Here is a 12956-nt window from a genome sequence, read left to right as displayed (position 1 = left end):
GGCTCAGAAGGTCGAGAAATACTCGGTCTGCTCCCAATCGGAAACGGTCATGGCATAGCGCTCCCACTCGGCGCGTTTGAGCGTGGAGAGATAGTCGACGAAATCATCCCCCAGCATATCGCGATAGAGCGGTGAGGCTTCGAAATGCCCGATCGCCTCCAGCAAGCTGGTGGGCAGCAGTTCGGCACCGTCGTCATAGGGCCGCGTCAGCGGTGCCGGCGCGTTCAGCCCCTTGGTCAGACCATCAAGCCCGGACAGGATCTGGAAGGCCAGCGCGAAATAGGGGTTGGCCGTGCTGTCTGCCACCCGGTTTTCCACCCGGGACGCCGGATCGCCCACATCCATCAGCGCACGCACCATGGCCCCCCGGTTGTCGGTGCCCCATCCGATGCGGTTGGGTGCAAGCTCATAGGGTTTATAGCGTTTGTACCCGTTCACTGTCGGTGTCGTGGCGATGCACGAGGCCGCTGCATGCTCAAGAAGCCCGGCAATCCAGGCACTGGCCAGGGGCGAAAGCGTCTCGCCCTGTTCGGGGGCAAACAGGTTGTTGCCTTCGGGATCCGAGATCGACTGATGGATATGCCAGCCATTCGCCGCGGCATTGGGCAGGTTCGGTTTTGCCATGAAGGATGCGTGCAATCCTTTGCGATGACACACTTCCTTGACCAGCGTGCGGAAATTCACCGCCATATCTGCCACCGACATCGGATCGGCGGGTGCAAAGGTGAATTCGAACTGGCTTGGGCCCATCTCGATCTCGACGCTGCGCACGGGCATGCCAAAGTCCTGCGCGGTGCAGCGTAACAGATCGAGGATGTCTTCCACTTCGCCGTAGCGGGTTTCCGACAGGTACTGATAGCCCTGGGTCAGCGCCCGCGTGCGCGGCGGCTGTGGCGGCATGGTGGTATCGGCATGCTCCAGCGCCGGATCGATGACCTGGAAGATCTGGAACTCGACCTCGAGCCCCATCACGGCGCGCAATCCACGATCGGCCAGAGCATCCATCGCGTGTTGCAACACGCTGCGCGCCGCAAAGGATACCGGAACCCCCGAGGTTTCGACCACACCACAATGGATCAGCGCGGAATGCGGCGACCAGGGCAGCACGCGGAATGTATCGGGAACCGGGGCAAGCACCACGTCGCCCGCGCCGCGCATCGGGGCGGGGCCATCTTCGGCCCAGACAGGAAAGACCGTGCGCTGGGCCGTGTCCTTGAGCAACAAGGTGGATGGTACGCGAATGCCCGCGGTAAAGGCCGAAACCAGGGCCTCCTGCGTGATCGTCTTGCCGCGCAGAATGCCATGAGGGTCGGCAAACAGCACCCTTATGGTCTCGATCCCGTCGGCCTCAACCCCTGCGATCACCGCCGCAGCCTTGGCCTGATCCTGATATGACAATAGCCCGTTTCGGGCCAGAAATCCGGCGCTCAGCCTGGCGTGAAGGTCGCTGTCCGCGCTCACACCCGGGCATCCCAGGGACAGGCGGCGCGCCGTTCTTCATCCGCGGCGCGGCTGGCTTCGGCCCAGTCGGCCTGATCGGTGATCGTATCGTTGGACAAGGGCCCGACGATCTGCGTCAGGTCACGGTTGCCGCGCATGGGCAGCGCCCCTTCATTGCCCTCGGCCAGATTCTGGATCGCGGCGCGCAGCATCCGACGATAGCGGATGATCCCCACGTCGGTCTGCCCCAGATGTTCCTGCGTTCGATCCTGAATGGCGCCCATGCTCTCCACCGCCCACTGATCGTGCACGTTAATGTCCAGACCCATGCCTGTATAGGTCTCACGCGCCTGTTCATCGGGGTTGTATCCGTATTGATTGCGGCTGTTTTTCAGCGGCGCATAGTCCGGCAGGCTGTGTTCCCTGAGGCGTTGTTCGCGCATCAAGGTCTTGTTCACGGGGGCATCAAAGCTGGTGAACATCGAATACCAATAGCAATTCTCGTTATCGATCGGCACGTGCCACTGGGTGATTGTCATCTCGCGGCTGATTGGGATGCAGATCGCCTCGGGAAAGATCTGGTTGGTGATACGCACATGGGTGATGCCGCCTTCCATATGGCGCAGCGAGGTCAGTTTCATGCCGAACTCGGTTTCCTCCACCTCGATCTTGGGGCGGGGATAGTCACGCAGCACCTTGGTCATCGGGATGTCGGTGCTGCCAGCGGTGTCGCGGAACTGTTTGCCATAGCTGTCGGCAGGGTCCTCGTCCTGCAAGAAACGGTGCAGAAACGAGGCATGGGCGGGGTCGATACCCACCTCCATGGCCTGTAGCCAGTTGCACTCCCATTTTCCCTTGAAGGCAAAGACATGCGTGTCCGGTGCGCGGAAACAGTCGAAATTCGGAAAGTCGGGGGGCGCACCGGGACCCATATAGGCAAAGATGATCCCGTTTCTTTCAACCACCGGATATGAGGCGGTTTTGATCCTCTCGTGCATGCGCGAGTCTTCGGGTTCACCGGGTTGTTCGACGCATTGGCCGTCGCGGTTGAAGTGCCAGCCATGGAACGGGCAGCGCAGACCGTTGTCTTCCAGCCGCCCATAGCACAGATCAGCGCCACGGTGCGGACAGTGACGCCCGATCAGGCCCATCTGGCCGTCTTCATCGCGAAACAGAACCAGCTTTTCGCCCAGCAGGGTCACAGGCACCACCGGGCGGGGGCCGTTCAACTCATCTGCCAGGGCAGCCGGTTGCCAGTAGCGGCGCAGCACTTCTCCGGCGGGCTTGCCTGCGTCCACCAAGGTAATCTGATCGTTGAGTTCCTGGCTGATCATGTCATCTGCTCCTTCTGACCTCTTCAGGAGAGGCGCATAAGTGACCAATATGTCCGTTATACGCACATTAGGGGGTGTTTTGAGTTGTCGTCAACGCCTCATCCTTTAATATCCACAGAGATCCCGAAGGAATTCGCGCCATGCAGAACCGCAACATTTCGACTGCCTTCATGAAGGGGCTTGATCTGTTGATGGCCTATCGGGACGGGCCTGCGGGCATGACGCTGGCCGAATTGTCCAAGCGCACCGGCATGGACAGGGCCACGGTGCGCCGCTTGTGCCTTACCCTGACCCAAGCGGGCTTCATGGTGCAGGTGGATCGGGTCTTTCAACTCTCCCCGCGGGTTCTGACACTGGGCGGCAGCTTTCTTGCCGCGCAGGATATCGGGCATGCGGTTCAGCCGGTTCTCAATGCGTTTTCCGAACGTGTGGGCGGCGAGATCACATTGGCTGTGCGTGATGGAGACCGCGCTCTTTATGTGGCAAACTCGTCAACGGTGGATGCGCGGATTTCCTTCGGGTTGACCGTGGGCAGCACCTTGCCGCTGCTGTCCACGGCGGTCGGGCGGATGATCCTTGCCTCGCTGCCCGGGTCGGAGCGGTCGGCGTTGCTGGCCGAGTTGCCGCTGGATGCGTTCACCGAACAGACCTGCCTTGATCGCGCCGTGCTGGCGCGCGAGATCGACAGCATCGCCGCCAGCGGGGTGTCGGTGGTGAACGGCGAATACGAGGCCGGAATCTGCGGGATCGCGGTGCCCATCGGCCCGCCCTCGCAGGTGCGCGGTGTTCTGGGGTCGACCCTGCCTTTGTCCCTGACGGATCTTGCCGGCAAGCAAGCCGAGACGATCTTTCAGTTGCAGCAGGCCGCCACGGCCCTGAGCAAGACACGATCGCTGGTCTATGCCCTGCAAAGCGCCTGAGGGCACGAAATCCGCATACAGCCCGAATTTTCCGCCCAAACCATCGGTGCAAAACTGCGGGAACGCAGAATCCTTTACTCTTTGCAGGCGTGTAATAAGGTGTCTGCACAATTCAAATAACGGGGAGTAACTCATGAAGAAACTACTGGCTGCAAGCGCGGTTGCCGCTTTGCTCGCCCCTGCTGCGATGGCGGAAGACATCAAGCTGGGCATCATTTTCGGTTTCACCGGCCCTATCGAATCGCTCACTGGCCCGATGGCGGCCGGAGCGGAAATGGCCATGCAGGAAGTCACGGACAGCGGCCTTTTGCTGGACGGCGCGACGGTGACATCGGTGCGCGGCGACTCGACCTGCATCGACTCGGCGGCGGCGACGGCGGCGGCGGAACGTCTGATCACATCCGACCGCGTCAACGCGATTGTCGGTGCGGATTGTTCGGGCGTTACCGGCGCGATCTTGCAGAACGTGGCGGTTGCCAACGGGATCGTCATGATCTCCCCCTCGGCCACCAGCCCGGCCCTGTCCACGGCTGAGGACAATGGCCTGTTCTTCCGTACTGCCCCGTCGGATGCGCGCGAAGGTCAGGTCATGACGGATATCCTCATGGAAGAAGGCATCAAATCCGTCGCCTTGACCTATACCAACAATGACTATGGCAAAGGTCTTGCCGACAGCTTCCGCACCGCATTCGAAGCGGCGGGCGGCGAGGTTACCGTAAGCATCAGCCACGAGGACGGCAAAGCCGATTACTCGGCAGAAGTCGCGACACTGGCCTCTGCCGGCGGTGAAATCCTTGTGGTTGCCGGCTATCTGGATCAGGGCGGTCGCGGCATCATCGAAGGTGCGCTTGATACCGGCGCATGGGATCGCTTTGTGCTGCCCGGCGGTATGATCGGCGACAACATCCTGACGATTGGCGATGCTCTGAATGGCTCGTTCGGTCAGGTGGCCGGTACCGACAGCCCCGGCACTGCGATCTATTCCGAGATGGCAGCCGCCGCCGGTTTCGACGGCACTTCGCCGTTCACCCCGGAAAGCTATGATGCGGCGGCTCTGATCATGCTGGCGATGCAGGCGGCAGGGTCGTCCGACAGCGGTGCGCTGAAGGATCACGTGTTGGCCGTGGCCAATGCGCCGGGCGAGCGGATCTATCCCGGTGAACTGGCCAAGGCGCTGCAGATCCTCAAGGACGGCGGTGAGATCGATTACGTGGGTGCATCAGCGGTCGAGCTGATCGGACCCGGTGAATCGGCGGGCAACTACCGCCAGGTGATCGTCAAGGACGGCAAGTTCGAGACCGTTCAGTTCCGTTAAGGCCTGAACATTGACCTCCTAGGCACCCCGGACATGTCGTTCGGGGTGTTTTTCGCGGCGCAGGGCATCAGAACCGCTGCAGCGCTGCGGACCGTATGGCGCTCTGATCCCCCTCGACACGGACGATACTGCCTTGATAGCCTGACACGGCTCAACCCTCCCTCAGACCGGATACCGTCATGCTGACCAATTCTGCGCATTCTGGCTATTTCCTGTATCACTCCATCGGGATGTATCCCGGCAAGGAGCAGGAACTGTCCGACGCCATGGCCGAGTTTTCCAAGGTCTGGGCCGCCCCGAACGACAAGCAATGGGGCTATGTCCTGCTCAAGCGGCAGGATTTCATCGACTACTGGCGCCGCATCATCAATGTGCCCAAAGGGTCTACCACCACTTGCGAAAGCGTCACGGACGGGCTGCACAAACTGATGCGCGCCTTGCCCGAAGGCATGCTCAGGGGAAAACGTGTGCTGATCGCTGCCGACTGTTTCCCCTCGCTGCATTTTCTGCTGGTGGGTCTGGCGGCGAAGATGGGGTTCACCCTTGACACGGTGGCGATGCGCGCAGGCGAAAGCTGGGTGCGTCAGGAAGATTTTCTGGAGCGTTGGGGCCCGGATGTCGGGCTGTCGCTGATCACCTGGGTGACCTCGACCGCCTCGGCGCGTGTCGATCTTGAGTCGCTCGTGGCCCATGGCCGCAAGATGGGCAGCCTGATCGGTGTGGACATCACTCAGGCCGCCGGGCTGATCCCGTTTGATGCGATGAACCCCAAAGTCGATTTCGTGCTGTCCACATCGCTGAAATGGATGTGCGGCACGCCGGGTGCGGGCATGCTTTATGTCGAGAAATCCCTGGTGCGTGAGCTTGAGCCCGAAGGGCGCGGCTGGTTCTCGCAGAACAATCCGTTTTCATGGGACCTGGACAAGTTCGAATACGCCCCCGATATCCGCCGCTTTGACAGCGGCACGCCCGGTTCAATGGCTGCACTGGCATCGCTTCCGGCGCTGCGCTGGCATGCGCAACAGGATCATGCAGAGCTTGCCGCCTGGAACCGCAAACTGGTGGATCGGATCATCGCGCGCGCCGATGCGCTGGATCTGGCGCTGCATTCCCCGCGCGATGCGGATCGGCGTGGCGGGTCGGTCATGCTGCGCTTTCCCGACAAGCCAGAGGCGGCGGCGATCACGGGCGCGCTTGGGGTTGAAGGATACTCGGTCGATTTTCGTGGTCACCTGATGCGACTGTCGCCGGGAAACGTGACCGGCGAAGACACGATCGACGCGGTGTTCGACATCACCGAAGACACCATGAGCCGCCGCAAGCGCCGCTTTGCAGGGCGGGGGTCCGCGGCACTCTGCGACGGGGCGACAGCGCAGACCAGTTCGGCGGACCTGCTTGGATCGCTTGGCGCATTGTTGTTGGCGGGGCAGGTGAAAATCGTCGATTGCACTGCGGAACTGGGCCCTGAAACACCCATCCTGCGCCTGCCCGAGGATTTTGCCAGGAACACCCCCAAGGTCGAGATCCACCGGATCAGCGAATATGACGCCGATGGCCCGTTCTTTGCCTGGAACTGGCTGAAACTGGGCGAGCATTCCGGCACGCATTTCGACGCCCCCAATCACTGGATCACCGGCAAGGATTTCCAGGACGGCGCGACCGACACTCTGGATGTGCAGCGTCTTGTGGCTCCGGTCAACGTGATCAACTGCTCGTCGCAAGCCGCCGCCGATCCCGATTTCCTGCTGACGGCCGACCATGTGAAAGCCTGGGAACGCGAACACGGAGCCATCAATCCCGGCGAATGGGTGGTCATGCGCACCGACTGGGACGCCCGCGCCACTGACGCAGAGGCGTTTCTGAATGACGACCCGGATCCGCATGAGGATGGCTCGCACAGCCCCGGCCCGACCACGGGGTGCATGGACTATCTGTTGTCCAGGGGCATTGTCGGCTGGGGGACCCAATGTATCGGCACCGATGCGGGCATGGCCGGCAAGATGAGCCCGCCTTACCCGGCGCATAACTATCTGCACCGCGACAATTGTTTCGGTCTGGCAAGCCTGTGCAATCTGGATCAACTGCCGCCAAAGGGCGCGATCCTGATCGCGACGCCTCTCAAGATCGCGCAGGGAACGGGTTCGCCGATCCGCGCGCTTGCGCTGGTGCCCCAGGGCTGATCTGCCGTGGATCTGGTATAAAGCGCCCGCTCTTGATCAACATATAGCTGCTGTTGTATCGATTGAGGGGCCAAAGGGCCCATAATTCCGGTTGCACAGCAACCGGGCGGCAGGGCAGACTCGGGGGATGTCATTGTTGCGCCGGGCAAGGGATTTCGAAGAATGAGCCGATCAGGTTTCCTTTCCCGGGTGTTGATGGGAGTGACCTGGCTGGTGTTGCTTTCTGCGCCGCTCCAGGCGGCACCGAATGTCGCGCTGAATGTTGCCAGCGCAGACGAAGACCTCACCCGGGATCTGCGCGCCGCGTCGTTGACCCTGGTTGCAATCGAACAGGAACAAACCGGATCCGCCGATCTGGTTTCCGCTGCTCTGGCCGATTACAAGCGCTTCATCGAAACGCTCTATGCCTATGGGTATTACAGCGGCGTGGTGCGCATCCGCGTGGATGGGCGAGAAGTCGCCTCGCTGTCCCTTGTTTCCCTGCCCGGCGAAATCCGCAGTATCGAGATGTCCGTCGATCCGGGTCCGCAGTTCCGGTTTGGTCAGACCTCGGTTGCTCCGTTGGCATCGGGCGATGCCCCGCCGGAAGGATTTGCGCCGGGTGAGCCCGCATTTGCAACGGTGATCCGGGTCACCAGCCAGGCGGCGGTGGTTGGCTGGCGCGAAGCTGGCTATGCCAAGGCCCAGCAGGGCGATCAACGGATCGTGGCGGATCATGCGGCCAATACCTTGTCAGCGGATCTGCGGATTATCCCCGGTCCCAAGGTGCGCTTTGGAGATCTGATCATCAAAGGCGATAGCGCGGTGCGACGTGAGGCGATGGCCCGGATCGCCGGCTTTCCCGGGGGTAGGGAGTTTTCTCCGGATCGCATGTCCGCTGTCGCGACCCGGCTCCGCCGGACGGGTGCCTTCGCCTCGGTGTCATTGCGCGAAGGCGAGGTGGAACCCGACGGCTCGATGGATGTGGAGTTGACTGTGGTCGACCGCAAACCCCGCCGGTTCGGTGTCGGTGCCGAGCTGACGTCGTTCGAAGGGCTCGACCTGACGGGCTTCTGGATGCACCGCAACATTTTTGGCGGCGCGGAGAACCTGCGCGTCGAAGCGGAAATCAACCAGATCGGGGCGCAAACAAGCGGTATCGACTATCTGCTCAGTACCCGGCTCACTTTCCCTGCGCTGTTGCGTGCGGATGTGGATGTGTTCGCGCAGGCCGAACTGGAAAGCGTTGATGATCCGCTCTATGCGTTGGACCGGCTTGAACTGACCGGGGGGATCGTCTGGTATGCGCGCGCCGGGATCTCAGCAGAACTGGCCGCATCGCTCCTGCGCTCGCGGACTGTTACTGCCCTCGGTGAGCGCTATTTCAGCATGTTGTCCTTTCCCGCGGTCGTCTCGTGGGATCGACGCGATGATCCGCTTGATGCAACAACCGGGACATTCCTGCGGGTCGAGGTCACGCCCTATGTCGGGTTTTCCGGCACCGCCTCGGGGGCGCGGTTTTATGCGGATGCGCGCGGCTATCGCAGCATCGCGGGTGGCCGTGCCGTGATTGCCGGACGCGTGCAGTGGGGCTCGATCCTCGGGTCCTCACTTACGGAAACATACCCTGACTTTCTGTTCTATTCCGGCGGCGGTGGCACCGTGCGCGGCCAGCCCTATCAGTCGCTTGGCGTTGGCTTGCCCGGGATCAACGGTCAGGTTGGCGGGCGCAGTTTTCTCGGAACCATGCTCGAGCTGCGCACAAGCGTCACCGAAAGCATCGGAGCAGTCGTGTTTGCAGATACCGGGTTCATCGGGTCGGACAGCTTTGTGAACGGATCAGGCGATTGGCATGCAGGCGCTGGGGTCGGGTTGCGTTACAATACCGGGATCGGACCCCTGCGTGTGGATGTCGCAGCGCCCGTGCAAGGCACGACAGGGGACGGTGTTCAGATCTACATCGGGATAGGACAGGCGTTTTGAAACTTGCAAGATCCATTGCTTTTTGCGCCCTGCTGATTCCGGCGAGCCTGCCTGCGCAGGCACAAGATGACGCGGATCGCGGGTTTGTTCAGCGCACCATCGAGGACGCGCTGTCCGGCGATGGCCGCAAGGTGCGCATCACCGGCTTTCAGGGTGCGCTCAGCTCGACCGCGACACTTAAAGAACTGACGATTTCGGATGCCGAAGGAGTCTGGCTCACCTTGAGCGATGCCCAGCTTGACTGGCGCCGTGCGGCCTTGTTGCGCGGTCGGCTTGAACTGGACAGCCTGACTGCTGCCTCTGTGACACTGACGCGCTTGCCCTCGGCACAGCAAGAACCCGAGCAGGACGAAGGCTTTGCCCTGCCTTCGCTTCCGCCGCCCGAAGCCACGCAGTTTTCCCTGCCCGAACTGCCGGTGTCGATCCAGATCGGCGAGGTCAGAATCGACAGGGTCAGCATCAGCGAACCCGTGTTCGGTGAGGCTGCCGTCGTCAGCATGACGGGCTCGGCCTCGCTGGCCGAAGGCGAAGGTGCTGTCGATCTGAACATTGCACGCATTGACGAACGGCGCGGGACATTCGTTCTGGATGGCAGCTATGCCAACAGTACGGAAATCCTGTCCCTGTCCTTTGTCCTCTCGGAAGATGCGGACGGTATCGTGGCCAATCTGATTGATCTGCCGGATCGCCCGCCAGTGGACCTGCGGATCGAAGGAGAAGGCCCGCTGAGTGATTTCATCGCCCAGATCGCCTTGCAGACCGAAGGTGTGGATCGCCTCAGCGGCGCGGTCGAACTGGGCACAACCCAATCGGATGCGGGGCTGAGCGAACAGATGTTCTCTGCCCAACTGGCCGGCGATATCCGCCCGCTTCTGCAGCCCGATTACCGCTCGTTCTTCGGCTCCGAGGTTTCGCTCGACATTCGTGCCCTGCGCTCGGATCAGGGGGGGCTGGATATCAACCGCCTCGCCCTCAACTCGGCGGCGCTCAACATCAATGGTCAGATCACGCTTGACCCCGAGGCCTGGCCGCAACGGATTGATCTGCGGGCCTCTATCACACCGCCCGAGGGCGAAAGCGTGCTTTTGTCAATTCCCGGTCCCGAGACTCGGCTGGAGCGCGCCAATCTGACCTTCGCCTTTGACGCGGCACAGGGCGATGAATGGCGGCTGGATCTGCTGGTAGACACGCTCACCCGCGACGGCTTTGCGCTGGGCGGGGCACGCATGAGCGGCAACGGCACGATCAGCACCGGCGATGGGGTCGCGATCGGGCAGGCAGGCGGCGACATAGCGCTTGATCTGACCGGACTGGATCTGGGCGATGAAGATCTGACGCGCGCGGTGGGTTCTGCTCTGGCTGCGAGTTTTACCTTCGCCTTGCAAGAAGATGCGCCGTTCCGCCTGAGCAACCTTGATCTGTCGGGCGGAGATTATGGTCTGACCGGTGATGTTCAGGTCGACCTGCCCGAGGGCAGCCAGAGCCCTGTCATCACCAGCGACCTGACCTTGACCGCTTCTGATCTCAGCCGGTTTGCGGCTGTCGCGGGGCAAACCATCTCGGGGGCCGTGCGCGTGGATGTCACGGGCGATGTCACGCCGCTGGACAGTGCGTTCGATCTTGAGATTGCCGGGACGTCTGAAGATCTGGCCGTTGGCTTGTCACAGGTGGATCCCCTGATTGCGGGCGTGGGCTCTCTTGACGTCAAGGCGCGGCGCGACGCTACGGGCACATATCTTGACCTCTTTGATATCGCGACGCCGCAATCCGAGATTTCCGGAAATGCCTCGCTGACCACCGGCAAGAACAGCGGAGAGATCGACGCGCTGCTGAAGGATGCCTCGATCATCCATCCCGATATGTCGGGGCAGGGCAGGCTTGCTGTGGTCTTTGATCAGGAAGGCACAGCCTGGAACGCGGATCTCTCGGCCTCGCTGCCCGGAGACACGCAGGCCAAAGTAACCGTGCGCACCCCCCAGGAGACAGGCGTGACCCGGCTGTCCGGCACCATGTCCTCTGGTGATCTTTCGCAATATGCCTGGGCTTTGGACCGGCCGGTCGCAGGCGGCGTCGACCTCCAGCTGCAGGGCGAAGGGGATATCGGGGCGCAAACGGGCGCGGTCCGTCTGGAGGGCACGGCCACCGATCTGGTGCTTGAGATTGTCGAACTGGATACGATGCTGTCGGGGGCTGCCGGATTTGTTCTGGATGCACGGCGCGATGCGGCCGGGGTGATCACCGTCAACACGCTGTCAGTTGACGCGCCACGCCTGAAGGCCAATGTCAGTGGTTCGGTTTCACCCGATCGCAGCCGGATCGAATACAGCGTCGATATCCCGAACATCGGTGTGCTGGTCGCGGCCCTTCCCGGCGCGGTCTCATCTCAGGGGCGCATTTCATCCGACGGGGGTGACTGGCAGATCGACAGCCAGTTGCAGGGCCCCGCTGGCATGGAGGCAGCTGTTGCCGGATCGCTTGCGCAGGACGCAAGCCGTGGGGATCTGACGGTCACGGGTGCGGCCCCGCTGGCGCTGGCGAACGCTCGGCTGTCACCCAATATTGCCGAAGGATTGCTTCGCTTTGATCTGGGCCTCAACGGTCCGCTTGAGCTGAATTCCGTGAGCGGAACCCTGTCGACAAACGGGGCGCTCATGTCGCTGCCCGGTCAAAAGATCGGCTTGCAGCCTATCGACAGCACCATCACCTTGTCCGGTGGGCGGGCGCAGACACAGGTCAGCCTTGGCGTCTCTTCTGGAGGGCAGGTTCAGGTGTCAGGGCCGATCACCCTGAGCGCTCCGTTTTCCGGTGACCTGACGATCGTTTTGCAGCAGGTCGGCCTGATCGAACCCGGCCTTTATGAAACAAAGGCAAATGGGCAACTGAGCGTCAGCGGTCCGTTGACTGGCGGTGCTCGGATCGCGGGGCAGATTGTTTTCGACGAGATTGGTGTTCAGGTGCCCAGCACATCCGGTGCGTCTTCGGCGGCTCTGCCCGGACTTATCCATGTCAATGAAAGCGAGGCTGGCAGGCGCACGCGCGATTATGCCGGACTTATCCCGAAGGAAGACGATGGCAGCGCGAACTCCAACGCCCCGCCCTATCAGTTGGATGTTCTGATCTCGGCACCTTCGCGGATATTCATTCGTGGACGCGGCCTCGATGCCGAGATGGGCGGCGAGCTGCGTTTGCGGGGCAACGCCAATCAGGTGGTGCCATCCGGTCGCTTCAATCTGATACGGGGGCGGCTGAACATCCTGGGCCAACGGGTGGATCTGACCGAAGGATATATCGAACCCCAGGGCGATCTCGCGCCCTTCATGCGCATCGTAGCCGCCGCGCAGGCCGGGTCCACGGATGTGATCTTTACCATCGAAGGGGAAGTCTCCGAGCCGAAACTGACGATCACGTCCAATCCCGAACTACCCGATGACGAAATCCTGTCTCGCTTCCTTTTCGGGCGCGATCTGACCCAGATTTCGACTCTGCAGGCGCTTCAGATCGCGGACGCGCTTGCGACGTTGACCGGAGGCGGCACAGGGGTCTTTGGCCGGGTGCGCGAGGGCCTTGGTTTGGACGATCTGGATGTCTCGACCACCGATACGGGAGAGACGACTGTGCGGGCGGGCAAGTATCTGACCGAGAATATCTATTCCGACATTTCCAGTTCGACCGATGGTGAGACCGAGATCAACCTGAACCTGACGCTCAGCCCCAGCCTGACGGCGCGGGGAACAACGCGCTCGGACAATGAATCAAGCATAGGCATCTTTCTCGAGAAAGATTACTGAGGCAGCAACTGCCAATA

General features: G+C 61.8%; 7 protein-coding genes. 5 read left to right on the top strand and 2 right to left on the bottom strand.

Annotation, left to right across the window (positions count from 1 at the left end):
* Window positions 1–3 precede the first annotated feature (3 nt).
* Window positions 4–1461, bottom strand: coding sequence for a glutamine synthetase family protein (locus WAO69_RS11930; protein ID WP_422179365.1), 1458 nt, complete (start codon window positions 1459–1461; stop codon window positions 4–6).
* Complete coding sequence (locus WAO69_RS11925) at window positions 1458–2774, bottom strand: Rieske 2Fe-2S domain-containing protein (RefSeq protein WP_422179363.1); 1317 nt, start codon at window positions 2772–2774, stop codon at window positions 1458–1460. The genes WAO69_RS11930 and WAO69_RS11925 overlap by 4 nt, the downstream gene beginning before the upstream one ends.
* A gap of 140 nt (window positions 2775–2914) precedes the next feature.
* On the opposite strand from WAO69_RS11925, the gene WAO69_RS11920 reads away from it, so the two are divergent.
* The 5 genes from WAO69_RS11920 (at window position 2915) to WAO69_RS11900 (ending at window position 12939) form a co-directional block, all read left to right on the top strand.
* Entirely contained in the window at window positions 2915–3694 is a 780-nt protein-coding gene (locus WAO69_RS11920; RefSeq protein ID WP_422179361.1) for an IclR family transcriptional regulator, read from the top strand.
* 133 nt (window positions 3695–3827) lie between these two features.
* Window positions 3828–5009 (top strand): ABC transporter substrate-binding protein, encoded by a 1182-nt coding sequence (locus WAO69_RS11915; protein ID WP_422179359.1) that lies wholly within the window; start codon window positions 3828–3830, stop codon window positions 5007–5009.
* Window positions 5010–5188: 179 nt separating this feature from the next.
* Complete coding sequence (locus WAO69_RS11910; protein ID WP_422179357.1) at window positions 5189–7189, top strand: aminotransferase class V-fold PLP-dependent enzyme; 2001 nt, start codon at window positions 5189–5191, stop codon at window positions 7187–7189.
* A 162-nt stretch (window positions 7190–7351) separates the two neighbouring features.
* Complete coding sequence (locus WAO69_RS11905; protein WP_422179355.1) at window positions 7352–9151, top strand: autotransporter assembly complex protein TamA; 1800 nt, start codon at window positions 7352–7354, stop codon at window positions 9149–9151.
* The gene (locus tag WAO69_RS11900; protein WP_422179353.1) at window positions 9148–12939 is read left to right on the top strand and encodes a translocation/assembly module TamB domain-containing protein; all 3792 of its coding nucleotides are present in this window, start codon (window positions 9148–9150) and stop codon (window positions 12937–12939) included. The genes WAO69_RS11905 and WAO69_RS11900 overlap by 4 nt, the downstream gene beginning before the upstream one ends.
* Window positions 12940–12956 lie beyond the last annotated feature (17 nt).

Source organism: Aestuariivita sp. (assembly GCF_049276915.1).
Lineage (GTDB): Bacteria > Pseudomonadota > Alphaproteobacteria > Rhodobacterales > Rhodobacteraceae > Aestuariivita.
The sequence above is the reverse complement of the archived record's forward strand: the minus strand, read 5'-3'. Positions and strand labels throughout refer to the sequence as shown.